The sequence below is a fragment of the Intrasporangium sp. genome, assembly GCF_035280925.1.
Taxonomy (GTDB): domain Bacteria; phylum Actinomycetota; class Actinomycetes; order Actinomycetales; family Dermatophilaceae; genus Intrasporangium.
Map to the genome: position 1 here is coordinate 1 of NZ_DATEEY010000040.1, position 20,955 is coordinate 20,955.

At 69.8% G+C, this 20,955-nt stretch carries 26 protein-coding genes; 16 read left to right on the forward strand and 10 right to left on the reverse strand.

What is annotated here, in order from left to right:
- From VJN29_RS03920 to VJN29_RS03940, 5 genes are all read left to right on the forward strand, one after another.
- Nucleotides 1–541, forward strand: a 541-nt coding sequence (locus tag VJN29_RS03920) for an NAD(P)-dependent alcohol dehydrogenase (RefSeq protein ID WP_324142274.1), incomplete at its 5' end; no start/stop codon positions are given.
- 90 nt (nucleotides 542–631) lie between these two features.
- Nucleotides 632–1,327: a TetR/AcrR family transcriptional regulator C-terminal domain-containing protein gene (locus VJN29_RS03925; protein ID WP_324142275.1), complete on the forward strand. Its 696-nt coding sequence runs from the start codon at nucleotides 632–634 to the stop codon at nucleotides 1,325–1,327.
- A 10-nt stretch (nucleotides 1,328–1,337) separates the two neighbouring features.
- Nucleotides 1,338–2,078, forward strand: coding sequence for a hypothetical protein (locus tag VJN29_RS03930; protein ID WP_324142276.1), 741 nt, complete (start codon nucleotides 1,338–1,340; stop codon nucleotides 2,076–2,078).
- A 183-nt stretch (nucleotides 2,079–2,261) separates the two neighbouring features.
- Nucleotides 2,262–3,353 (forward strand): SDR family oxidoreductase, encoded by a 1,092-nt coding sequence (locus VJN29_RS03935; protein WP_324142277.1) that lies wholly within the window; start codon nucleotides 2,262–2,264, stop codon nucleotides 3,351–3,353.
- A gap of 1 nt (nucleotide 3,354) precedes the next feature.
- On the forward strand, nucleotides 3,355–5,484 hold the full coding sequence (locus VJN29_RS03940) for a dehydrogenase (RefSeq protein WP_324142278.1): 2,130 nt from the start codon (nucleotides 3,355–3,357) through the stop codon (nucleotides 5,482–5,484).
- Between the two features lie 15 nt (nucleotides 5,485–5,499).
- On the opposite strand, the gene VJN29_RS03945 is transcribed toward VJN29_RS03940, so the two are convergent.
- The gene (locus VJN29_RS03945; RefSeq protein WP_324142279.1) at nucleotides 5,500–6,108 is read right to left on the reverse strand and encodes a class I SAM-dependent methyltransferase; all 609 of its coding nucleotides are present in this window, start codon (nucleotides 6,106–6,108) and stop codon (nucleotides 5,500–5,502) included.
- A 151-nt stretch (nucleotides 6,109–6,259) separates the two neighbouring features.
- Between VJN29_RS03945 and VJN29_RS03950 the strand changes: the two genes are divergently transcribed.
- The 3 genes from VJN29_RS03950 to VJN29_RS03960 all read left to right on the forward strand — a co-directional run bounded on the left by VJN29_RS03950 (nucleotide 6,260) and on the right by VJN29_RS03960 (nucleotide 8,930).
- The gene (locus VJN29_RS03950; protein ID WP_324142280.1) at nucleotides 6,260–7,135 is read left to right on the forward strand and encodes a hypothetical protein; all 876 of its coding nucleotides are present in this window, start codon (nucleotides 6,260–6,262) and stop codon (nucleotides 7,133–7,135) included.
- 78 nt (nucleotides 7,136–7,213) lie between these two features.
- The gene (locus VJN29_RS03955) at nucleotides 7,214–8,467 is read left to right on the forward strand and encodes an MFS transporter (RefSeq protein ID WP_324142281.1); all 1,254 of its coding nucleotides are present in this window, start codon (nucleotides 7,214–7,216) and stop codon (nucleotides 8,465–8,467) included.
- Nucleotides 8,468–8,546: 79 nt separating this feature from the next.
- Nucleotides 8,547–8,930 carry a YciI family protein gene (locus VJN29_RS03960; RefSeq protein ID WP_324142282.1) on the forward strand — a complete coding sequence of 128 codons (384 nt, stop codon included), beginning with the start codon at nucleotides 8,547–8,549 and terminating at the stop codon, nucleotides 8,928–8,930.
- Between the two features lie 30 nt (nucleotides 8,931–8,960).
- Here the strand turns inward: VJN29_RS03960 and VJN29_RS03965 are convergent, their stop codons facing one another.
- Entirely contained in the window at nucleotides 8,961–9,875 is a 915-nt protein-coding gene (locus tag VJN29_RS03965; RefSeq protein WP_324142283.1) for an NAD(P)/FAD-dependent oxidoreductase, read from the reverse strand.
- Nucleotides 9,876–9,936: 61 nt separating this feature from the next.
- Here VJN29_RS03965 and VJN29_RS03970 point away from each other — a divergent pair, with 61 nt between their 5' ends.
- Together VJN29_RS03970 and VJN29_RS03975 are read left to right on the forward strand one after the other, a co-directional pair.
- The gene (locus tag VJN29_RS03970) at nucleotides 9,937–10,434 is read left to right on the forward strand and encodes a MerR family transcriptional regulator (RefSeq protein WP_324142284.1); all 498 of its coding nucleotides are present in this window, start codon (nucleotides 9,937–9,939) and stop codon (nucleotides 10,432–10,434) included.
- 52 nt (nucleotides 10,435–10,486) lie between these two features.
- Nucleotides 10,487–10,771 carry a hypothetical protein gene (locus tag VJN29_RS03975; RefSeq protein WP_324142285.1) on the forward strand — a complete coding sequence of 95 codons (285 nt, stop codon included), beginning with the start codon at nucleotides 10,487–10,489 and terminating at the stop codon, nucleotides 10,769–10,771.
- Here the strand turns inward: VJN29_RS03975 and VJN29_RS03980 are convergent.
- The 4 genes from VJN29_RS03980 to VJN29_RS03995 all read right to left on the reverse strand — a co-directional run bounded on the left by VJN29_RS03980 (nucleotide 10,768) and on the right by VJN29_RS03995 (nucleotide 13,024).
- The gene (locus VJN29_RS03980; protein ID WP_324142286.1) at nucleotides 10,768–11,352 is read right to left on the reverse strand and encodes a dihydrofolate reductase family protein; all 585 of its coding nucleotides are present in this window, start codon (nucleotides 11,350–11,352) and stop codon (nucleotides 10,768–10,770) included. The two genes, VJN29_RS03975 and VJN29_RS03980, sit on opposite strands and share 4 nt — an antisense overlap.
- Before the next feature lie 146 nt (nucleotides 11,353–11,498).
- Nucleotides 11,499–12,041, reverse strand: a complete 543-nt coding sequence (locus VJN29_RS03985) for a 2'-5' RNA ligase family protein (protein WP_324142287.1) — start codon at nucleotides 12,039–12,041, stop codon at nucleotides 11,499–11,501.
- A 126-nt stretch (nucleotides 12,042–12,167) separates the two neighbouring features.
- Nucleotides 12,168–12,548 (reverse strand): hypothetical protein, encoded by a 381-nt coding sequence (locus VJN29_RS03990; protein WP_324142288.1) that lies wholly within the window; start codon nucleotides 12,546–12,548, stop codon nucleotides 12,168–12,170.
- Between the two features lie 20 nt (nucleotides 12,549–12,568).
- The gene (locus VJN29_RS03995; RefSeq protein ID WP_324142289.1) at nucleotides 12,569–13,024 is read right to left on the reverse strand and encodes an SRPBCC domain-containing protein; all 456 of its coding nucleotides are present in this window, start codon (nucleotides 13,022–13,024) and stop codon (nucleotides 12,569–12,571) included.
- 46 nt (nucleotides 13,025–13,070) lie between these two features.
- On the opposite strand from VJN29_RS03995, the gene VJN29_RS04000 reads away from it, so the two are divergent.
- The gene (locus VJN29_RS04000; RefSeq protein ID WP_324142290.1) at nucleotides 13,071–13,496 is read left to right on the forward strand and encodes a DUF309 domain-containing protein; all 426 of its coding nucleotides are present in this window, start codon (nucleotides 13,071–13,073) and stop codon (nucleotides 13,494–13,496) included.
- 39 nt (nucleotides 13,497–13,535) lie between these two features.
- Nucleotides 13,536–14,075 carry a DinB family protein gene (locus VJN29_RS04005; protein ID WP_324142291.1) on the forward strand — a complete coding sequence of 180 codons (540 nt, stop codon included), beginning with the start codon at nucleotides 13,536–13,538 and terminating at the stop codon, nucleotides 14,073–14,075.
- 14 nt (nucleotides 14,076–14,089) lie between these two features.
- Here VJN29_RS04005 and VJN29_RS04010 read toward each other — a convergent pair whose 3' ends face one another.
- Nucleotides 14,090–14,668, reverse strand: a complete 579-nt coding sequence (locus VJN29_RS04010) for a dienelactone hydrolase family protein (protein WP_324142292.1) — start codon at nucleotides 14,666–14,668, stop codon at nucleotides 14,090–14,092.
- Nucleotides 14,669–14,722: 54 nt separating this feature from the next.
- On the opposite strand from VJN29_RS04010, the gene VJN29_RS04015 reads away from it, so the two are divergent.
- The gene (locus VJN29_RS04015; RefSeq protein WP_324142293.1) at nucleotides 14,723–15,343 is read left to right on the forward strand and encodes a helix-turn-helix domain-containing protein; all 621 of its coding nucleotides are present in this window, start codon (nucleotides 14,723–14,725) and stop codon (nucleotides 15,341–15,343) included.
- A 25-nt stretch (nucleotides 15,344–15,368) separates the two neighbouring features.
- Nucleotides 15,369–16,013, forward strand: coding sequence for a class I SAM-dependent methyltransferase (locus tag VJN29_RS04020; protein WP_324142294.1), 645 nt, complete (start codon nucleotides 15,369–15,371; stop codon nucleotides 16,011–16,013).
- Nucleotides 16,014–16,147: 134 nt separating this feature from the next.
- Here the strand turns inward: VJN29_RS04020 and VJN29_RS04025 are convergent, their stop codons facing one another.
- The gene (locus tag VJN29_RS04025; protein ID WP_324142295.1) at nucleotides 16,148–17,293 is read right to left on the reverse strand and encodes an epoxide hydrolase; all 1,146 of its coding nucleotides are present in this window, start codon (nucleotides 17,291–17,293) and stop codon (nucleotides 16,148–16,150) included.
- A gap of 52 nt (nucleotides 17,294–17,345) precedes the next feature.
- Between VJN29_RS04025 and VJN29_RS04030 the strand changes: the two genes are divergently transcribed.
- A complete protein-coding gene (locus VJN29_RS04030; protein ID WP_324142296.1) occupies nucleotides 17,346–18,296 on the forward strand; it encodes a YafY family protein in 951 nt (316 codons plus the stop codon).
- 16 nt (nucleotides 18,297–18,312) lie between these two features.
- Here the strand turns inward: VJN29_RS04030 and VJN29_RS04035 are convergent, their stop codons facing one another.
- Entirely contained in the window at nucleotides 18,313–19,575 is a 1,263-nt protein-coding gene (locus tag VJN29_RS04035) for an epoxide hydrolase (protein ID WP_324142297.1), read from the reverse strand.
- A gap of 61 nt (nucleotides 19,576–19,636) precedes the next feature.
- On the opposite strand from VJN29_RS04035, the gene VJN29_RS04040 reads away from it, so the two are divergent.
- Nucleotides 19,637–20,617: a helix-turn-helix transcriptional regulator gene (locus tag VJN29_RS04040; RefSeq protein WP_324142298.1), complete on the forward strand. Its 981-nt coding sequence runs from the start codon at nucleotides 19,637–19,639 to the stop codon at nucleotides 20,615–20,617.
- A gap of 27 nt (nucleotides 20,618–20,644) precedes the next feature.
- On the opposite strand, the gene VJN29_RS04045 is transcribed toward VJN29_RS04040, so the two are convergent.
- Nucleotides 20,645–20,955, reverse strand: a 311-nt coding sequence (locus tag VJN29_RS04045; protein ID WP_324142299.1) for a DUF664 domain-containing protein, incomplete at its 5' end; no start/stop codon positions are given.

Sequence of the window (20,955 nt, forward strand, 5' to 3'; positions counted from 1 at the left end):
CGTCCTGGTCATCGGGGCGTCAGGCGGCGTCGGCTGCTACGCCGTGCAGATCGCCAAAGCCCTGGAGACGGACGTGACCGCGGTCGCAAGCGCCGTCAAGCTCGACCTCGTCCGCGACCTCGGCGCCGACCACGCCATCGACTACGCCGCAGGTGAGCTCGCCCAGACGACGAGGGGCATCGGCCCCTTCGACCTCATCCTCGACATCGGCGGGAACCGGACTGTCCGCAGCCTGCGCCGGCTGCTGACCCCGCGCGGCACCCTCCTGATCATCGGGGGTGAGAACGGCACCGGACGCGTGCTCTCCGGCCTGCAGCGCATGGTGGGCGCCGCCCTCCTCTCCCCGCTCGTCCCGCACCGCATGCCCTTCTTCATCGCCAGCGACAAGGCCGCTCCCCTCCAGTCACTCCTCGGCCTCGTCCACCGGGGGCTGGTCAGGCCAGTGGTCGACGAGATCTTCGAACTCGCCGATGCGGCCAAGGCGATCCGCTACCTCGAGGAGGGCCGTGCTCAGGGGAAGGTCATCGTGCGGATCGACTGACAACTCCAACGACCTCCGGCGGAAGGGAGGGCGCCCACCCAGCCCGTAGGGTTGGGCTGTTGGGCAAGCATCGTTTGAGGAGGGCCGCCGATGGCAACCACCGCTTCGGCGAGGGCTCCCCTGAGCCGTGCGCGGGTCTTCCGGTCCGCCGTCGACCTCGTGGACGCGGACGGGCTCGCAGCGCTGACCATGCGTCGCCTCGCCGAGGCCCTCGGCGTCGAGGCGATGTCGCTCTACCACCACGTCCCCAACAAGGAGGGCGTGCTCGACGGCATGGTCGACGTCATCGTGGGAGAGATGCTCGACGCGGTGTCCGACCTGGACATCTCCCGGGCCGAGAGTGACTGGGCCGCAGTGATGCGCGAGCGCGTCCTCGCCGCCCGCGAGGTCCTGCGGCGGCACCCGTGGGCGCCAGAGGTCATCGAGTCGCGCCGGACGATGATCCCGGCGGTGGTGCACTACTACGAGGGGGTGCTCGCCATCCTGCGGCGAGGCGGGTTCTCCTACGACCTCGCCCACCATGCGCTCCACGCCCTGGGCAGCCGGGTCCTCGGGTTCACCCAGGAGCTCTTCGAGCCGGACACCCCGGAGGGGGACGAGGCCAACGAGGAGACGTTGATGCAGCTGGCCGAGCAGCTGCCGAACCTCGTCGGCATGCTCTCGTCGGTGACCCACGACGCGGAGGACGCGACGCTGGGTTGGTGTGATGACCAGGCCGAGTTCGAGTTCGGCCTCGACGTGCTGCTCGACGGCCTCGAGCTGGCTCGCTCCCGGCGCGGCAGCTGAGGAGGAACTGATGGCTTCTCGTGAGGTTCGCGGCGTCGTCGTCACCGCCGCCGGCCCGCACATGCGGACCGTCCTACGCAACTACTCCCTGCCGACCTTCCAGCGTTTCGCCGATCGCTGGGGCTACGTCGTGCGCGCCGAAGAGCTCGAGCACGACGGGCGGGGAGCCAGCGACACGGCCCAGCAGGCCAAGTGGACCAAGCTGACGCTCCTGCGCGAAGCCCTCGCGGACCACCCAAGCGCACTCTGGCTCGACGCCGACGCCCTCGTGGTTCGGTTCGACGAGGACATCGGCGACCACCTGCATCCGGAACACTTCCAGGCTCTTGCCCTCGAGCAGGTGCCCTACGAGCACCGGGTCAATCCCAACACCGGGGTATGGCTCCTGCGGTCGTGTCCCGAGGCGTTCGACTTCCTCGATGCCGTGGAGCAGGCCGGCCAACAGCCGGGCCCGTGGGCCGACCAGGGCGCGGTCCTGGCGGCGCTCGGTTGGCGGCGTGGGGACGACCGCTACCACTGGGCCGGCCCGGGCGAGGGCTCGTCCTTCCTGTCCCGGACGAGCTGGCTCCCGCCAGGCTGGAACCAGCCCTACGTCGAAGGGCGCGACCGGGATGGCTGCTACAACTCCGATCCGGAGTCCTATGCGACCCGCCCGACGGTGCCGGACCCGTTCGTCGTCCACTTCATGGGGATGACCATGGAGGCGAGGGCAGCCCACATGGCGAGGTACGCCTCCGCAGTCCTGCCCTGAGTCCCAGCCGACCACCTGATGCGGGGGCAAGCGGAAGCCGGCTCAGCGGCATACGGCCCGACCTTCCTACGACTGTGACGCAGGAGAGGGACGAAGGTCCCGGGCGCCGTGGGGATGGCATGTGCAGGCTGGGGTCCAGTGGAGGGCGACCCTCCGCCAGGCTGGAAGGAGGTCACGGTCGCCGTGACAACACTGTTGATGACCGGTTTCCCCGGGTTCCTCGGATCTGCCCTGCTCCCCCGGCTGCTGGCTCGGCGGCCGGGGTCCCGGGCCGTGTGCCTGGTGCAGGGTCAGTACCTGGAGACCGCAGAGGAGCGGATCCGTGGGCTCGAGATCACCGATCCCCAGACGACTGGCAGGGTCGAGCTGGTCGCGGGGGACATCACCGTGCCCGGTCTGGGTCTGTCCCCCGACGTCCGCAGCTCACTCGACGCGGTCACCGAGGTGTGGCACCTCGCCGCCGTGTACGACCTCCACGTCGCCCACGAGCTGGCGCGCAACGTCAACGTCGGCGGGACCGCCAACATCCTCGAGCTGTGCTGGTCGCTGCCCACACCGCCGAGGCTGCACCACGTCAGCACCTGCTACGTCAGCGGCACGTTTGCGGGCGAGTTCAGCGAGGACGCGATCGACGAGGGCCAGGCCTTCCGCAACCACTACGAGGCGACGAAGTTCACGGCCGAGCTCCTCGTCCGCCAGGCGATGAACCGCGGTTTGCCGGCGACCGTCTACCGGCCGGGGATCGTCGTCGGAGACTCGGAGACCGGTGAGACGCAGAAGTTCGACGGCCCGTACTTCTTCGCGAGCTTCCTCAAGCGACAGGGACCCGTCGCACTCGTCCCGCGGCTCGCCGACCCCGATCGCGTCCGGGTGTACCTGGTCCCGCGGGACTTCGTCGTCTCGGCGATGGACGAGCTCTCCGTCATCGACGAGTCAGTTGGACGGACCTACGCGCTGGCCGACCCGCAGGCCCCCACGGCTCGGGAGATCGTCGACGCATTCGCAGACCGTCTCGGCAAGCGGGTCGTCTGGGTACCGACGTTCCCCGGACTCGCCCGTGCGGCGATCGACACCGTCCCCGGGGTGTCGCGACTGCTCGGGCTCCCGGCCGAGCTCGTCGACTACTTCGCGTCGCCGACGACCTACTCGACGGTGAACACGCAGCGCGACCTCGCCGGGACCGGCGTCGAGTGTCCCCCGTTCAGCAGGTACGTGGACCGGCTGCTGGACTTCATGGTCGATCATCCCGAGGTCAGCTCGAGGGCGATGGTGTGACATGGCGACGAAGCGACGCACGGCCAAGCCCAGTGAGCCCACCCTCATCGTCGACGTGAGCCTCCTCGGCCATGAGGGCGACTACGAGGAGCGGGTCACCCTGCTCGGGAAGCCCTACCGGATCCTGCGGATCGGGACGAACGGCCGCGTGCAGGAGGTGCACGACCTCGTCGAGACCTGGGCCGGCCAAGCCGGCGCAATCGCCATCACCGGGCTGCGCGAGGTGCGTGCCACGGGGAGGTTCGAGGGGGATCTCGAGACCATCGAGCGGCTGGACGCCCCAGGCGCCGACGCCCCAGGCGCCGACGTGCCAGGCGCCGACGTGCCAGGCGCCGACGTGCCGGTGACGACGGGGAACCGGCTGCGTGACGTCCTGCAGGAGTGGGCGATCCGCCACGTCCAGAGCGACCTGCCCGGATACTTCAACAACGCCCGGGTCGTCGTCCTCGGCGAGGACGACCAGACCAGGGCGGCCCGGATCATCCACGAGTTCACGGACAACATCACGACCTCCGACCCGCTGCTCATCGACCTGATGGAGCGGGTCGAGTCGGTGCCGGTCGTGGGTTCGTACGCCAGCGTGGGGCTGTGGCCGGTCCGCCAGCTGCCGGGACGGGTTCAGGCGCTGCTCCGGGCGCCCGGCCCGGTGAGCCAGACATTCGCGCGCAAGGCGGCGCGGGACTCAGACGTCGTCATCGCCACCTACGAGGCGCTCGTCGCCTTCGGGCTCGAGGACCTCCGGGGCAAGACGGTCATCACCTCGGCCGTGTCCCCCGACCAGCTGGCGGAGCTCGCCCGGCGCGACGTCGACATGGTCGTCGATCCCACCCCGCAGCCCTTCGACATCACCGTCGACGACGCGGTCCTCGAGGCGATCCTCATCGCCGGCGCGCGGCCCGGCCGCCTTGCTGGGACGGGTCTCGTCGAGGCGATCCACGCGGCGGGGCTCGAGCCGCGAGTGCTGCAACCGAACGGTCCACGGCGCAAGAGCCGTTTCGCCTTCGTCATCCACCCGTTGAGCCAGGAGTACCTGTCGAAGGTCGAGCCGCTGCGGACGATGCGGAGGGTGCTGCCGGGTTTCGTCATGGACGCCGTGGAGAAGGCAGTCGCCTATGTCCCCCCGTTCACCTACAGCCGCGTCACGGGGGTCAGCTCGCCGACTGGCGCCGAGGCGGAGGGCTGGTTGATCACGGTGGGCGGCACCCCCAAGCAGCTGCTGTCGCACAGCCCGGAGTTCACCTATGGCCAGCTCCTCGCGGCGGCGGACACCGCGAAGAAGCTCGGCGCCCAGGTGATGGGCCTCGGCGCGTTCACCAAGGTCGTGGGGGATGCCGGCGTCACCGTGGCGAAGCGGGCGCCGCTGCCCGTCACGACGGGCAACAGCTACAGCGCCTCGGGGGCGCTGTGGGCGGCGCACGAGGCACTCCAACGGCTGGGGCTGATCGAGGTCGACGCGGAGGGGAGGATGCGCGGCAAGGCGATGGTCGTCGGGGCGACCGGCGCGATCGGATCCGTGTGTGCGCGACTGCTCGCCCTGGCCTGCGACGAGCTCTGGATGGTCTCGCCCGAGAGCGCCAAGCTCCTTGCCCTGCAGGAGGAGGTCCAGCGCGACAACCCCCGCGCCGAAGTGCACGTCTCCTCCTCGCCGGGACGCCATCTCGGCGACATGGACGTCATCGTCACCGCGACCTCGGCAGCCGGCAAGCGAATCCTCGACATCATGAAGGTCAAGCCGGGGTGCGTCATCACCGATGTGGCCAGGCCCCTCGACCTGTCAGCGGAGGACGTGGCCAAGCGGCCCGACGTGTTCGTGGTCGAGTCGGGTGAGATCGACCTGCCCGGCGAGGTGCGGATGAAGAACATCGGCCTGCCGAAGGGGGTCGCCTACGCGTGTCTCGCCGAGACCGTGGTGCTGGCCCTGGAGGGGCGCTACGAGACGTTCACCGTCGGCCGCGACATCGAGTGGGAGAAGGTCAAGGAGATCTACCAGCTCGGTCTCAAGCACGGCATGCGGCTGGCGACGATCTCCGGCGTCAACGGCGTCTTCACCGACGACGACATCACGCGCATCAGGCGGCTCGCCCTGGAGCGGAGGACCGAGCTGTCCCGGGGCGCCGTGTCCTCCGCCTGATCAAGGGCTCGTGGGTCAGGGATGCCGCGAGGTCGCGCGACGGAGCCGATACCACTGTGGCGCAGACCGACTCATCGGCCAGCCCAGCCCCGCCGTGTCTGCTGCATCGATGACGAGAAGGTCCCACTCCGGGAAGGCGGCCTCGACCTCCGCCTGCGTCACGCCCTCCAGCACCGAGCGCAGCCGGGTGGGCCCGAACGCGAGCATGAGCAGTGTCGCCTTCGGGTTGGCCAGCGCGGTGACGCCCCGTCCCATTGCGTCGCGCTGTGCGGCGTCAAGTCCTTGGAAGCAGCCGATGTCGAGGAAGAAGTCGAACGTGCCCAGGTCGGCCGACGGCAGGTCGGTGACGTCGCCGACGACATAGCTGACCCCGTCGGGCGCCTTGCGACGAGCCGCCTCGATTGCGCTGGGTACCACGTCGATTCCGACGGTCTCCCAGCCTCTGCGGGCCAGCTCCGGGGTGTACTGCCCTCGCCCGCACCCCAGGTCGAGCGCGCGGCCGAGCGGTCGAGTGCGGTCGACCTCCTCGCGGTCCAGGAACGCCGTGATGCTGGCCGCGGCCGCGGGGCCGTAACGCTCCCAGGGCGTCACGCCGAAGCGGTAGAGCAGTGAGTACTTCCCCATGTGAGGAGTGTCCTCCGATCCTGCTCCGCTTTGCGGAGCATCACATCCCACATGCCGTATGCCGCTGAGCTCACTCCCAGACGAAGCGGGACATTCGGCCCTACCGGAGGACTGTCCGGCGTTGGTCAACTGAGACGAACGGGAGGTAACCATGGCCATCGATCAGCGCATCCCCACCACCTCACGGGAGACGACATCTCGGGGCGCGGTTCGCCTCTCCGCGGCCCTTGCGGTGGTGGCCGCGACGGCCGGCTGCCTCACCTTCTTCGGAGGGTTCCTGGTCGGGCCCGGGGTCATGCAGGGGTCCGCACGCGGCACCGCCCTGATGATGTTCCTCGTCGCCGCGCCCGCACTCATACTTGCCGCACAGCGCACTCGCCGGGGCTCGACGAGGTGGCTGTTCGTCTGGGGCGGCATGTCGATGTTCCTCGTCTACAACTCGTTCATGCTGCTGACCGCGACGCCAATGAACCGGCTCTTCCTGCTCTACGTGGCGGCGTTCGGTCTCGCGGTGGCGACCCTGATCGCCGTGGCTCGGTCGGTCGACGCCGACGGTGTAGCCCGGAAGTGCGGCCCGGGGATGCGGGTCCGACCCATCGCGGTATATCTCGGCGCCACCGTCGTCCTCAACGCCCTCGCTTGGCTCGGCCGGATCGTGCCCGCCACCGTGAGCGACCGAATGCCCGACCTCGTCGAGGGCATGGGCATCGCGACGGTGCCGACCTACCTGCAGGACCTGGCGTTCTGGCTGCCGCTGATCGCATTCGGCGCGTGGCAGCTGTGGCACCACCGTCCCTGGGGCTACGTCATCTGTGGCGCCGCGCTCGCGTTCTGGACACTGGAGGCTGCCACCGTGGCCGTGGACCAGTGGTTCGGGAACCGTGCCGACCCCTCATCGGAGATTGCCTCGGCTGCAGTGGTCGTCCCCTTCGCGGTGCTGGCGGCCGTCACCGCCGTGGTGTTCTGGTCCTTCCTGCGACACGTGGCGGAGGACCCCGAATTTGTGGCACGGACGCCAAGAGGCTGACGGCCCGCCCAGCTCGGCTCCCGCCGCGCCGGCGGGGTGCCGTCCGGCGCCGGGCCTGGCGTCAGCGACAATGACTCGATGTCCATGCCCAGCCCTCCCGTCCGCACCACCCGGACTCCGCGGGAGATCTGGATCCTCGTCGGAGCGGCGTTCGTCATCGCCGTCGGCTATGGGATCGTCTCGCCGGTCCTGCCGGCGTACGCCCGCTCCTTCGACGTCGGGGTTGCGGCCGCCTCGGTCATCGTCTCGGCCTTCGCCTTCTTCCGCCTCGTCTTCGCGCCCGTCGGCGGAGAGCTCGTCAGCCGCCTCGGGGAGCGGCCCGTCTACCTGGCCGGGCTCGTCATCGTCGCGATCTCCTCGTTCGCCACGGCCTTTGCCCAGTCCTATGTCCAGCTGCTCGTCTTCCGCGGGCTCGGTGGCATCGGGTCGACGATGTTCACCATCTCGGCGATGGCGCTGCTCGTCCGCCTGGCGCCGCCGAGCGCTCGAGGGCGGGTGTCCTCGACCTATGCGTCGGCGTTCCTCATCGGCGGCATGATCGGCCCGGTCCTCGGCGGCGTGCTCGCCGGCTGGGGCCTGCGGGCTCCGTTCATCGTTTATGCCATTGCGCTGCTCATCGCCGCAGCCGTGGTGGCCATCGGGCTGGGCGGTGCCCGGCTGCAGCCGCTCGAGGAGCGGGCGAAGCAGGACGTCGTGACCCTGGCCGAGGCCTGGCGGTCGCCGGTCTACCGTGCCGTCCTCGCGTCGGGCATCGCGAACGGCTGGACGAACTTCGGCGTGCGCATGGCCGTGCTGCCACTCCTCGCCACCGCGGTGCTCGACCAGGCCTGGGTTGCGGGCGCGGCGCTCGCCATCGGTGCCGTCGGCACCGCGGTCACGCTGCAGTTCTCGGGCAAGATGGCCGACCGCATCGGGCGCCGGCCGCTCGTCATCGGCGGACTCGTGGTGATGGGGACGTCGATGGCCCTGCTGGCGTTCGCGCAGCACCCTGCCCTGTCGGTCGGTCTCGGGCTCGCCGTGCTCTTCGGGTTTTCGGCGCTCTCCGGTGTCGGGGCTGGTCTGGCAAACCCGGCCCAGCAGGCCGCCGTCGCCGACGTGATCGGGCACGAGCGGAACGGAGGCAGGGTGCTGTCGACGTTCCAGATGGCCCAGGACGGCGGCGCGATCGTCGGTCCGATCCTCGTCGGCCTGGTGGCTGACGCCTTCGGCTTCGGCGCAGCCTTCCTCGTCACGGGCCTCGTGTGCCTCGCAGGCGCAGTGCCCTGGCTGGCCGCGCCTGAACCGCTGGTCCATCATGCCGCTCCCGTCGGCGGGACTCGCAGCGACGCCTGAGCACTCGCCCGCGCTCTCCGGCCATCGAGTCCGCGCGACAATGGGCCGAGCCATGCCGCGCAGACAAGGAGCGCAACCGGTGCCTCGCGATCCCAACGTCCCCGACGTGTTCGACGTCTACACAGTCGTCATCCTGCGGCGCCCGTCCGATGCGCCGGAGCTGTCGGACGCGGAGCTCGACGAGCTGCAGACACGCCACCTCGCCTACCGGGCCGAGCTGGGTCGTCAGGGCGTGCTGGTGGTCAACGGGCCCTTCGACGAGCAGAGCGATCCGTCCTATCGCGGGATGTCCATCTTCGCCTGCGAAGCGCCTGAGGCCGCGCGGCTGTCGGACGCCGACCCATCTGTGGAGGCGGGCCGCCTCAGGTACGACGTCATGGAGTGGTGGGTGCGCGCCGGCTCGCTCGCCTTCCCGTTCGTCGACCACGCGATCGGCCAGCGCCGCTCCATGCCTGACGGCTGAGCCCACACCCGGCGCCGTCCGTGCCGGTCCTCAATCCCCCGACGACATCAGGTGCATCAGCGCCGCGCTGGCGGCGAGCTGGCCCGCCGCAGCTGCGATCGTCACGGAGGCCATCGGCTTCGGGTGAGCCGGAAGGTGAGCCATGTCTCCGGCGCAGAACACGCCTGGCAGGCTCGAGCGCCCGAGCTCGTCGATGCGGACGCAGCCGGATGGGTTGAGCTCGAGTCCCAGACGCTCCGCGAACGGCGCCGACTGGTGGAACGCCGCGGCCACGAAGACGGCTGCCACCTGCTCGTCATCCCCCTCGGTGAACCGCACGCGGACACCGCCGTCCCACCGATCCAGCCCGAGCACCTTCTCACCGCGGACGGCTGCCGGGCCCGACCATGGGTCAGGCAGGTTCTCTCCGTGGGTCATGACCAGCAGCTCGGAGGCGATCGGCCCCAGCAGGGCCGAGAGGTGCGGTGCCGCTTCGGCCCCGAGGATCGCGATGCGCTGTCCGCTGAACTCGTGCCCGTGGCAGAACGGGCAGTGAGCGGCCAGGTCGCCCCACAGCTCATCGAGCCCGTCGATCGCGGGCAGCTCGTCCCGCACGCCGGTCGCGAGAACGAGGGCTTCGGCCGTGAGCACGGAGTCGTCCGCGAGCACGAGGCGGAAGCCCCCGTCGGCCTCGAGGACATCGGTCACCCTCACATCCCGCACGGTGATGGTGTCGTAGGCCGCCAGCTGTCGACGTGCGACGGCGCGGAACTCCGAGGGTGGTGTCCCATCGTGGGCGACGACGTTGTGCATGTGGGCCGCCTGTGCGTTCCGGTACGTGCCGTCGTCGAAGAGGACGGCGTCGCGGTGGATCCGACCGAGGGTCAGGGCGGCCTGTAGTCCGGCGGGTCCACCGCCGATGATCGCGACGTCGGTCCGGTTGGTGTGGTGCTGCGTTCGCTCCATGTCGAGGTCTCCTCATGATGGTTTGGTGGGTGTCGCGACCAGCGTGTACCTTCATGTCAACATGAAGGCAAGAGCGTCGTCGGACCACTGGACCATCGGTGAGCTGGCCAGCCGGTTCGACTTGCCCACCAACGTGCTCCGCCACTGGGAGTCGCTCGGCCTCATGGCTCCCGAACGGGACGCGTCCGGGTACCGTCGTTACGGCCGCCAGGACCTGGTCCGCGTCGCCGTCATCCTGAGGAACCAGGCCGCTGGAATGTCACTGGAGCAGATCGGTGTCCTCCTCGACGCCGAGGCGCGCGGTCGGCACGACGTGCTCGAGGCGCACTTGCGCGACCTCGACGAGCGAGCCAGGAGCATCGAGCGGTCACGCGCCATGACCGAGCATGCCCTCCGCTGCCGGGCCCACGACATCGCCGCCTGCCCGCGCTTCGCCGCCTTCGTCGACGACCTCGTCGAGGGGCACGCACCGGCCGCGCTGGTCGACCCGGCCATGATCGCCCGCCCTCCTACAGGGCGAGCACGCAACCGGGCCGCGCGACGTCAACCTGACCGGTGAAGGCCTGGCGACCGCATCGGAGGGAGGCGCCCGGGTCGGTGTCGGGCGCCAGATGCGTGAGGAGCAGCTGTCCTACGCCCGCACGGGTCGCGGCGGTGCCGGCGTCGGTGGCGCTGGACAGCACGCCGACCACGTCATCCGGGACGCGCTCTGCGCAGCTCGCCTCGGCAAGCAGGACGGTGACGTCGCGGGCGAGGTCAACCAGTCGTTCGCTGGGGCCGCTGTCGCCCCACCATCCGCCACATGCGAGACAGTCACCGCAGGGTTCTTCAGTGAGTTCGGCCCGCTGCCGTGGTGGTCGGACTGGCCCACGAGGTCCACGGTGCACGAGTGCTAGCCCGAGGCGTTGGCGTTGGTCGTTCCCGGCGGTCCGGCCAGGACCCTGGGGACGTACTCGAGCATCTGGATCTGGCCGTCGAAGGTGCGACTGTCGACCAGGTCGAGCGCGACATCGGGGTAGCCGTCGTAGATCCGGTCTCGCCCGGTGCTCCCGGTGATGACCGGGAAGACGCCCACCCGGAACCGGTCCACGAGGCCGGCACGGAGCAGGGAGCGGCACAGCGTGAGACTGCCCAGCGTGGTCAACGGCTGGGTGCCTGATTCCTTCATCTCCCGAACCGCCTCTACCGGAGGTCGAGACACGAGCTCGGTGTTCGGCCAGGCGAGCGGTTCGGTCAAGGTGGTGGAGAAGACGACCTTGGACCGCCCCGCCAGCACATCTGTGCCCGGCTCCCCCGCATTGGCGAGATCGGACATGAGGCGGTAGGTGGTGGCCCCCATGAGGATCGTGGAGTCGTCCGGCTGCTCGCCCAGCCAGGCGAGGTACTCGGGCCCCTCCAGGCCCCACCAGCCGGGCCAGCCCTCGGCGGCACCGTATCCGTCGAGGGAGGTGATGAAGTCGACGAGCAGTTCTGGCATGGCGTCCTCTTCCAAGGGTGGTGTCTGTCACGGTCCTGCCAGGCCGTCCTTCCACCGTGCCAACTGTCTGCCCGTAGGGCCAGTCTTTATGCAGCCAGCGACACTCGACCCCGCCCGTTTCCGCGTTCGACCCCCCATCCGGATGACTAGCCCAAGGCGAACGAGTCGATGCGCCGCCACTCACGTCGGGTCGGACCAGTCAAGGCAGGCCCCGCCCACAGCTCGACTCGGTCGACCTCCATCGTGAAGGGCAGCCGCCTGTTCACCTCGTTCTCCGCGGAGAGAAGGACGTCGTGGGACTGGTCGTGCGCCACCGTCAGATGCGGGACCACCTCGTCGAACGCACCTCCGTACGGTGGGAAGTCGGGGAACTGCTGTGTGACTGCATTGGTCAACTCGACTACCGGTGCAGGGTTCTCGAGCGCAACGAACACGACCCTGTCGTCGAACCAGCCCGTCCGACGGCCTTCAAGCGTGAACGGCGCGAACCCGGCCGTCAGCGTCCTCAGAGCGGCTCGGTCGTCCTCGCCGAGGTCGGCAGGGGGCCTGAACGGGTACGTGACGGTGACATGCGCGGGCACGCCGAACTGCGCGGCGAGGTCATAGCGCCGGCGGTAACCGGCGACGGCCTCCTCGGCGGCAATGCACACGATGATGAGGGCCGTCTCCTCGAGCGGGGGTGCGGGCATGGTTCAATGACATCACCTGCCGGCGAGTTCCGGTGCGCTGGAAGGGAAGTCAGCGGCATACGGCCAATGTCGTATGCCGCTGAGCTCGCTTCCCTGCGCACGCCAGCTCAGCCCGTTGTGCCCCTCTCAGTCGATCCAGCGGGCGGCTGCCTCGTAGGTGTCGGACGGCGTCGCGTTGAAAGCGATGGCCGCACGGGGGGCGTGACGGTGCACCAGGTTGATGACCCGCTCGAACAGTCCCAGCCGCTCCTCGGCTCGGCGTACTGCCCCGCCGATGACCACGCACTCCCACGGTTGCGACTGCAGTGCTGCCGTCACCATCTCCTCCGGGTTGTCGCTGCCGTCCAGGCCGAAGAGGCAGAACTGTGCGCCCACCCCATGCTCTGCGAACTTGGTCTCGCCTGCCTCGATCCCCTCGGCGACCGGCTGGGGGTCCCACGGCCCCGGCACCTTGTACGGGTTCAGCCCGATGACGAGCACCCGAGGTCTGAGCTGCTGCCCCGTCACGTCATCAGCGTAGGGGCCAGTCACGGGTCTGGCGTCTCGAGCACGGCGTCGAGCCTGTCAAAGCTGTCGGCCCACCCTTGGCGATGCAGCTCCAGCCGATCCCGAGTGGCGAACTCGCCCTGCGACAAGGACACTCTCGTGCCTCCGTCGACGGACTCCAGCGACAGGACGACGACGGTCTCACGGTCGTCGGGATCGGGCTCGTCCCAGCGAAAGCTGAAGCTGAGCCGGTCCGGTCGGTCAATCTCGAGGAAGTCCCCAGAAAGATGGAACGCTTCGCCATCCGGCGGCTGCATCATGAAGCGAAACCTGCCACCAACGCGCAGGTCGAGGTCGATCTCCGGTGTCGTGAACCCGTGTGGCCCCCACCACTTGGCCAGCTGGGCGGGCTCGGTGAACCGTGCGAAGACCCGCTCTGGCGAGGCATCAAACACCCGCACCTGTTCGAGGACGAAGTCGCGCTTCTGGCCGATCACGAACCCCACGCTCCCACCAGGGCTGCAATGTTGGGAAACTGTCGTCGTGACGGAATCTGGGCGCGACCGCGATGCGCAAGGGCGCGCACGGCAAGCACGGCCGCGCGACGCGCTGGGTCGCCCCCTGCCCTATGGCGCCGATGGTGTCGAGCCCGTCTCCGAGGAGCCGTTGCCGCCCGAGGAGACCATCAGGGCAGCTCGAGAGCTCGTCGACGCCGGACGCCCGTTCGCGGCCCACGAGGTCTGTGAAGCGCGCTGGAAGGCAGGGCCCGCCGAGGAGCGGGACTTGTGGCAAGGGCTGGCCCAGATCTGCGTGGCGATCACCCACGCGGCCCGCGGCAACCGGATCGGCGCGGAGCGACTCTCGGATCGGGCCGCCAAGCGGTTGGCCGCGTATGCCGCGACGGGACGCCTTGCGTACGGCCTTGACCTCGATGAAGTCATGGAGTGCGCGCGATCGCGCATCCGATAGCTCTTGCCTCCCTGTGCCGCCCTCCGTTTGGATCGAGCGATGAGCGACCGGTGGACGACTCCTGACCTGGACCCCCGAACCTACGGCAACCCCGTCGACGAGCTGCCGACGTACCGCGAGTACCTCGACAACTACCGTCTCACCATCGAAATGAAGTGCGAGGGCCTCAACGCCGACGAGCTCGCTCGTCGCTCCGTGCCGCCGAGCACCCTGAGCCTGCTGGGCCTCGTCCGCCACCTCGCCCAGATGGAGAACCACTGGTTCCAACGGGTGATCCAGGGCCGGACCGAAGCGCCGCGGCTCTACAAGACCGATGACGACTTCGACCGTGACTTCAATGGCGCCGAACCGCGAGACGCTGTCGTCGAGGACGCCTTCGCGACCTGGAAGGCGGAGATCGCGAAGTCCGACGAGTGGCTCGAAACCCTCCCCGCCAGCGACCTCGGCGGGCAGGTGGACCTCCATGGCGAGCGCGTCTCGATCCGGGACGTCCTCGTCCACGTCTTCGAGGAGTACGCCCGACACGCGGGCCACGCCGACCTGCTGCGCGAGTGCATCGATGGGCGGACGGGCCAGTAGCGGTCCGGCCCCGCTCAGACGCGCTCGAGGAACGTGAGTACACGACTGAGGACGGTGGCGGTGGCAGCGGGGTCGCCGCTCGCCAGCGATGAGTCGGTGAAGAGGTGCGCGTCGCCCGGGTAGACGAACAGCTCGCCGTCGTTGGCCTGGGCGACGAGCTCACGGGCGTTGTCGACGTCACCCTCGCCGGCGAAGAACGGATCTGCATCCATGCCGTGCACCTGCACCGGGACGCCGGTCGGCCAGCCTTCGCCGAACGCGCTGACCGGAGCACAGGACTCGAGGAACACGGCGCCCCGCGCGCCCGGTCGGGTCTGGGCAAGGCGCTGCGCGGGCATGACGCCGAGCGACACGCCGGCGTAGACGATGTCCGCCGGTAGGGCACCCGCGACCTTGTCGGCCCAGACGTCCTGCGCGTCAGGCCCCTTGGCCTTCAAGGCGGCGAAGCCGTCGTCCAACGAGCCGAAGGTCCGGCCGTCGAAGAAGTCGGGCGTATGCACCGTGTGCCCCGCTTCGCGGAGCGCGTCGGCGATCGCGTGCACGCCCGGGGTCAGTCCCTGCACGTGGTGGAAGAGCAGCACCTGAGTCATCATCGGCCTCCAACGATCGAGAAATGTGGATCGTTTGACAACTGTAGTCTGATATCCGTGACGCGTCACCCCTCGGCTCCCCGGAGCGTGCCTGCAACCATCCCGCCGCCGGGCCACGAGATCGCCGACCGCCTGGTCCTGACCCGCCCCGACCAGGTCCGCGCGCTCGGCCACCCGCTGCGCACGACCATCCTCGGGCTGCTCACGGAGCGAGCGGCGTCGGTCGCAGAGCTGGCGGAGGCGACGCGCCGACCGAAGGGCACCATCGCCCACCACGTTGCCGTCCTGCACGATGCGGGTCTGGTGCAGGTGGTGCGCACCCGGCGCGTCCGGGCAGTCGAGGAGCGGTTCTACGGCCGGGCCGCTCGCACGGTCACCATCTCTGTCAACGCGGAGGGCCCTGAGCTGCCCCTCGACTTCAACGACTTCGAGGTGGCCGCACGTGAGTCACGCGCGGCGTACGAAGAGCGCCTCCTGTGGGCCTTCCTGCGACACGCCCGACTCACGGCCGAGCAGGCGAGCGAGTTCTGGCAGCGGCTTCGTGACCTGGTCGAGGAGTACGACCGTCTCCCCCGATCCGGCGACACGACCTACGGCCTCGCGGTCGGCATCTACCCGATCCCCGACTACCCGACGCTCCCCGAGCGTCACGATCCCGAGGCACCCGACGCGGGATAGAGCGCAACCGTGGCAGGCTGGCTGCATGGGCACCGAGCACTTCGATGACAAGGCTGCGACCTGGGACGACGACCCCGAGAAGGTGAGGCAGGCAGAGGACGTCGCCCGAGCGGTGAGCGCAGCGGTGCCGCTGGGCCAGGCGACCCGCTTGCTCGAGTACGGCGCGGGCACGGCTCTCGTCACCCAGGCGCTCATCGCCTCGGCCGGGGGGATCGGCCGAGTCACGCTTGCGGACAACTCCGCCGGCATGCGAGCCGTGTTGCGCGACAAGATCGGCTCGGGTGCGATGCCCCCGGACACTCGCGTCTGGGACCTGGACCTGGAGAACCAGCCGGCGCCTTCCGAGCCGTTCGACCTGATCGTGTCATCGATGGTCATGCACCACGTCCGCAACCTCCCGGTAGTGCTCGCGGCGTTCGCCGAGATGCTCGCCGAGGGAGGCCATCTGTGCATCGCCGACCTCGACCGGGAGGACGGCTCATTCCACACCCACGACTTCGATGGCCATCACGGCTTCGACCGGGGCGAGCTCGCGACAGCGCTCGACCAGGCGCGGCTGGTCGACGTCACCATCACGGACTGCACCCACATCACTCGAGAGGGAGTGACCTATCCGGTTTTCCTGGCCACCGCCCGTGAGGGTGCGGCGGCGACACAGGACGATCACTGAGCCGAGATCACTCGAGTCACCAAGGCCGCTGCCCGACAACGCGTGCCAGAGGCGCGACATGGTGCGCCTCTGGCACGCGGGGCCCAGGCACAGAGCACAGGAGCGGGTAGGTCCAAGCCAAGGAACCTCCAGCCTCAGCGCACCATGCGGAAGAAGGCCCGGATGTCCTCGACGAGCAGGTCTGGCGCCTCCATTGCGGCGAAGTGGCCGCCCCGGGCGAACTCCGACCAGTGCACGACGTTGTGCTCGCGTTCGGCGATCCGACGCACGCCCGGGTCGCCGGGGAAGATGGCGACGCCGTGCGGCAGGCTCGAGTACTCGGCGGCAGCGCCCCAGCTCTGCTGGTTCTCCTTGTAGAGGCGGGCGGACGAGGCGGCGGTGCCGGTGAACCAGTAGATGCTGATGTCGGTGAGCAGCTGGTCGATGTCCACCGCGTCCTCGGGCAGCTCGCGCGCCGGGTCGGTCCACTCCTTGAACTTCTCGACGATCCACGCCATCTGCCCCGCCGGCGAGTCGTGCAGGCCGAACGCCAAGGTCTGCGGCCGGGTCGCCTGCATCACCGCGTAGCCGGAGCGGTCCTGGTCCTGGTACTGGCCGAGCCGGGAGAGTTCGGCCTCGGTCAGACCCTGGAACTCTGCGGGGTCACCGGTGGGGAACCCGAGACCGCCGTTGACGTGCACCCCCGCGACGTGCGCGCTGTCGGCGCGGCCGAGCATGGGCGAGATGACTGCGCCGCTGTCGCCGCCCTGTGCGCCGTAGCTCTCGTAGCCGAGGCGGCTCATCAGCTCGGCCCACGCGCGGACGACCCGGCTGAGATCCCAGCCGGGCTCGGTGGTCGCCCCGGAGAAGCCGAACCCGGGGATCGACGGGGCGACGACGTGGAATGCGTCGGCCCTCTCGCCGCCGTGCGCAGCGGGATCGGTGAGTGGCCCGATGACCTTCATGAACTCGGCTACCGAGCCGGGCCAGCCGTGCGTGATGATCAAGGGCAGGGCCTCCGGCTCGGGTGAGCGGACGTGCAGGAAGTGGATGTTCTGGCCGTCGATGCGTGTGGTGAACTGCGGGAACGCGTTCAGCTCGGCTTCGGCCGCGCGCCAGTCGAACTCGGTGCGCCAGTGTTCGGCCAGCCCGCGGGCGTAGCTGACGGGCACGCCGTAGGACCAGTCGACCCCGGGCAGTTCGTCCGGCCAACGGGTTGCGGCGAGCCGCTCACGCAGGTCGTCAAGCTGCGCTTGGGGGACGTCGATGCGGAACGGGTGGACCTGCTGGTGGTCGTTCATGGCTCTCACGGTAGAGACCAGCTAGGACAGGTTCGGGCCTAGGCTGTGGGTCATGTTGGAGACCTCGGCGCGGCTGCTCAGATTGCTGTCGCTGCTGCAGACGCCACGGGTCTGGCCGGGCGCGGAGCTTGCCGAGCGGTTGGGTGTCTCAGCCCGGACCATCCGCCGCGACGTGGACCGTCTGCGCGACCTCGGGTACACCGTGCACGCCACCGCTGGAACGCCTGGGTATCGGCTCGGCGCCGGAGCCGGCGTCCCGCCCCTGCTGCTCGATGACGACGAGGCCGTGGCTGTCGCGGTCGGACTGGGCACCGCGGCGGTCTCCGGCGTGGCCGGGATGGAGGAGACCTCCGTCCGTGCCCTCATCAAGGTCGAACAGGTCCTGCCGTCCCGGCTCCGGCATCGCGTCGGCGCCCTCCGCTCGGCCGTGGTCCAGCTCGCGTCACCGGTGAGCGGCGTGGACCCGACCGTGCTCACAGCGATCGCCACAGCCATTGACGACCGGGAGAGTCTGCGGTTCGACTATCGCGCCCGCGACGGAGTCGAGGGCCGCCGCACGGCTGAGCCGCACCGGCTGGTCAGCTCAGGGCGCCGCTGGTACCTGGTCGCCTGGGACGCCGGACGTCGTGACTGGCGCACGTTCCGCGTCGACCGGATGGGCCTGCGCACGCCGAACGGCCCACGCTTCGCCTCCCGGGAGCCGCCCGGCGGCGACATCACCCGCTACGTGTCGGAGCAGATCTCCATCCACCCCTATCGCTACCACGGCCGGTTCACCGTGCACGCGCCCGCGCATGACGTCCAGACGCGAATGCCGCCCACCGTGGCAACGGTCGAACCGGCCACGGACGACAGCTGCGTCGTCAGGGCCGGCTCGAACTCCCTCGATGAGCTCGCGGTGTGGGTTGGCCAGTTGGGCGTCTCGTTCGAGGTGCACGAGCCCCCGGAGCTGGTCGATCACGTCCGTGCACTCGGCACCCGCCTCCTCGACGCGGCGCGCTAGCTGGGCGGTGTGGGCCTCACCGCACCGTGCGGAAGAAGGTCCGCAGGTCCTCGGTGAGAAGGTCGGGCACCTCCATGCCCGGGAAGTGGCCGCCGCGCTCGAACTCGGACCAGTGGGCCATCGTGCCGGTCGGGTCGAGCAGACCGCGAATCGTGGTGTCCGCGGCGAAGACTGCGACGCCGGTCGGCGGTGCTGGCGGCATTGCACCCCAAGCGCTTTCGCCCCCTGATTCGTCTGTACCCCAGCCCGCGTCACCGGCGGCCTGCTGGGCTGCGAACTCGCGCCAGGCCCGCATGCCGTCGTAGGTGGCATGCGCCGTCGAGGCCCCGGAGCCGGTGAACCAGTAGAGGCTGACGTTGGTCAGCAGCTGGTCGCGGTCGACGGCCTCGTCAGGGCGGGGCTTGGCTGGGTCGGTCCACTCGTGGAACTTCTCGACGATCCAGGCGAGCTGGGCGACGGGCGAGTCATGCAGGCCGTAGGCCAGCGTCTGCGGGCGCGTCGACTGGATGGCGAGGTATCCGATGCCATCCTCGCGGAAGACGTTGTGCCGCGCGGCGCGGTCCCGATCCAGACCCTCGAAGGCCTCTGGGTCGAGTGCCGGGTCGAACGGCGCCGCGGCGGCGGTCCCCGTCAGGTGGATCCCGACGACGCGTCCGGGGGCGACCATCGGGAGCATGCCGGCGACACCCGACCCGACATCGGTTCCGTGGGTGGCGAACCGCTCGTAGCCGAGGCGTGTCATCAGCTCGGCCCACGCCTGAGCGACGCCGAAGAGGTTGAAGCCGGCGGCCGAGAGCGGCGTCGAGAAGCCGTAGCCGGGCAGGCTCGGGATGACGACGTGGAAGGCGTCGGCCGGATCGCCGCCGTGGGCTCGCGGGTCGGTGAGCGGTCCGATGAGTCGCGTGAACTCGACCGGTGAGCTCGGCCAGCCGTGCGTCAGGATGAGCGGCAGGGCATCCGGCTCGGCGGACCGGACGTGGAGGAAGTGGATGGTCTGGCCGTCGATGTCGGTCGTGTACTGCGGGAATGCGTTGAGCGCCTCCTCCTGGGCACGCCAGTCGAAGCCGTCGCGCCAGTAGTCGGCCAGCTCTCGGAGGTAGGCGGGCGGGACTCCGCGACTCCAGTCGTCTGCGGCGATCGGCGTCGAGGGCCACCGAGCGGCGGCGAGTCGGGCTTGGAGGTCATCGACCTCGGCCTGCGGGATGTCGACCCGGAAGGGGCGAACGGCGGAGGAGGTCGTGTTCGGCGGCGTCGCGCTGGGTTCGGTGTTTGTCGTCATGCGACCACGCTACGAACAATTGCGGAAGGCTTTCTTCCGCGATAAGACGCAGACTTGAGAGATGTTCGAGACCTCCGCCCGGCTGCTGCGCCTGCTCAGCCTGCTCCAGTCCCGCCGCGACTGGACCGGAAGCCAGCTGGCTGAGCGCCTCGGGGTCAGCGCCCGCACGGTCCGCACCGACGTGGAACGCCTTCGGGCGCTCGGCTACGCCGTGGATGCCGTGCCCGGTGTCGGCGGTGGCTACCGGCTCGGTGTGGGTGCCGCGGTCCCTCCCCTGCTCCTCGACGACGAGGAGGCCGTGGCCGTCGCGATCGGGTTGCGTGGAGCTGCGGGGGGTGCCATCGAGGGGATCGAGGAGACGTCGATCCGGGCGCTGACGAAGCTCGAGCAGCTCCTCCCAACGCGTCTGCGTCGCAGGGTGGCCTCCCTCACTGCTGCAACCGTCACGGTCCATCCCGATGCCGCTGCGACGCCGGCGGTTGATCCAGAGATGCTGATGGCGATCGCGAACGCATGCCGGGACCATGAACGGCTTCGGTTCGACTACGCGTCCCACAGCCGTTCCGAGAGCCGTCGCGTCGTCGAGCCGCACCGCATCGTCAGCTCGGGGCGCCGCTGGTACCTGCTGGCCCACGACGTCGACCGCGGCGACTGGCGCACCTTCCGGGTGGACCGCATGCGGCTCCGGCTGCCTGCCGGGCCCCGGTTCGTCCCGCGTGACCTCTCCGATGCTGAAGTGCGAGACCGGGTCTCCGGGGCACTCGCCACGGCGACGTGGGCCTACCGCGCACGGGTCACCGTCTCCGCGCCCGCCGACGCCGTGTCAGCACGCCTGCCGTGGCCGGCCACCATCGAACCGCTCGACGAGTCCAGCTGCCGGCTCGAGGTCGGGTCCGACTCGCCAGAGCTCCTCGCCGTCCACCTGGGCATGCTCGGCGCCGATTTCACCATCGCCCCTGATGAGTCACCCGAGCTGACCGGGTGGCTGCAGGTGCTCGCCGGCCGCTACGCACGCGCCGGACGCCCCGGCAGCGAGCCGTGAACGGTGTTGGGGCCGACATCGCCGTGGTCAGCCCTCCTCGCCCGTCGAGCCGTCCGTCAGCTCGCGAACGATGTCCAGGTGCCCTGCGTGCCGCGCGTATTCCTGCAGCACGTGCAGCAGGATCCAATGCAGCTGGGGAGCCTCCGCAGGAGTCGCGAACCGCCCGCCGACGGACGCCCGGTCGTCGAGCTGGTGGCCCTCGACGATCTCACGGGTGTGGTGACCGACGGCCGTGAGCTGCTGGATGAGTGTGCTCACTTCCTCCTTCGGGGTCTTCCACCCCTCACCGTCTCTGTCGCCCCAGGGGTCGTCGACCGGTTCGGCCATGAATCCCCAGT

Bases quoted from the DNA above. Each gene is read 5' to 3' on its own strand.
- VJN29_RS04005 (WP_324142291.1), top strand. From the start codon at position 13,536: ATGAGCGACCGGTGGACGACTCCTGACCTGGACCCCCGAACCTACGGC.
- VJN29_RS03925 (WP_324142275.1), top strand. From the start codon at position 632: ATGGCAACCACCGCTTCGGCGAGGGCTCCCCTGAGCCGTGCGCGGGTC.
- VJN29_RS04035 (WP_324142297.1), bottom strand. From the start codon at position 19,575: ATGACGACAAACACCGAACCCAGCGCGACGCCGCCGAACACGACCTCC.
- VJN29_RS03965 (WP_324142283.1), bottom strand. From the start codon at position 9,875: ATGGAGCGAACGCAGCACCACACCAACCGGACCGACGTCGCGATCATC.
- VJN29_RS03940 (WP_324142278.1), top strand. From the start codon at position 3,355: ATGGCGACGAAGCGACGCACGGCCAAGCCCAGTGAGCCCACCCTCATC.
- VJN29_RS04025 (WP_324142295.1), bottom strand. From the start codon at position 17,293: ATGAACGACCACCAGCAGGTCCACCCGTTCCGCATCGACGTCCCCCAA.
- VJN29_RS03975 (WP_324142285.1), top strand. From the start codon at position 10,487: ATGCGTGAGGAGCAGCTGTCCTACGCCCGCACGGGTCGCGGCGGTGCC.
- VJN29_RS04040 (WP_324142298.1), top strand. From the start codon at position 19,637: ATGTTCGAGACCTCCGCCCGGCTGCTGCGCCTGCTCAGCCTGCTCCAG.
- VJN29_RS03970 (WP_324142284.1), top strand. From the start codon at position 9,937: ATGAAGGCAAGAGCGTCGTCGGACCACTGGACCATCGGTGAGCTGGCC.
- VJN29_RS04020 (WP_324142294.1), top strand. From the start codon at position 15,369: ATGGGCACCGAGCACTTCGATGACAAGGCTGCGACCTGGGACGACGAC.
- VJN29_RS03950 (WP_324142280.1), top strand. From the start codon at position 6,260: ATGGCCATCGATCAGCGCATCCCCACCACCTCACGGGAGACGACATCT.
- VJN29_RS03930 (WP_324142276.1), top strand. From the start codon at position 1,338: ATGGCTTCTCGTGAGGTTCGCGGCGTCGTCGTCACCGCCGCCGGCCCG.
- VJN29_RS04030 (WP_324142296.1), top strand. From the start codon at position 17,346: ATGTTGGAGACCTCGGCGCGGCTGCTCAGATTGCTGTCGCTGCTGCAG.
- VJN29_RS03980 (WP_324142286.1), bottom strand. From the start codon at position 11,352: ATGCCAGAACTGCTCGTCGACTTCATCACCTCCCTCGACGGATACGGT.
- VJN29_RS03945 (WP_324142279.1), bottom strand. From the start codon at position 6,108: ATGGGGAAGTACTCACTGCTCTACCGCTTCGGCGTGACGCCCTGGGAG.
- VJN29_RS03955 (WP_324142281.1), top strand. From the start codon at position 7,214: ATGTCCATGCCCAGCCCTCCCGTCCGCACCACCCGGACTCCGCGGGAG.
- VJN29_RS03985 (WP_324142287.1), bottom strand. From the start codon at position 12,041: ATGCCCGCACCCCCGCTCGAGGAGACGGCCCTCATCATCGTGTGCATT.
- VJN29_RS04010 (WP_324142292.1), bottom strand. From the start codon at position 14,668: ATGATGACTCAGGTGCTGCTCTTCCACCACGTGCAGGGACTGACCCCG.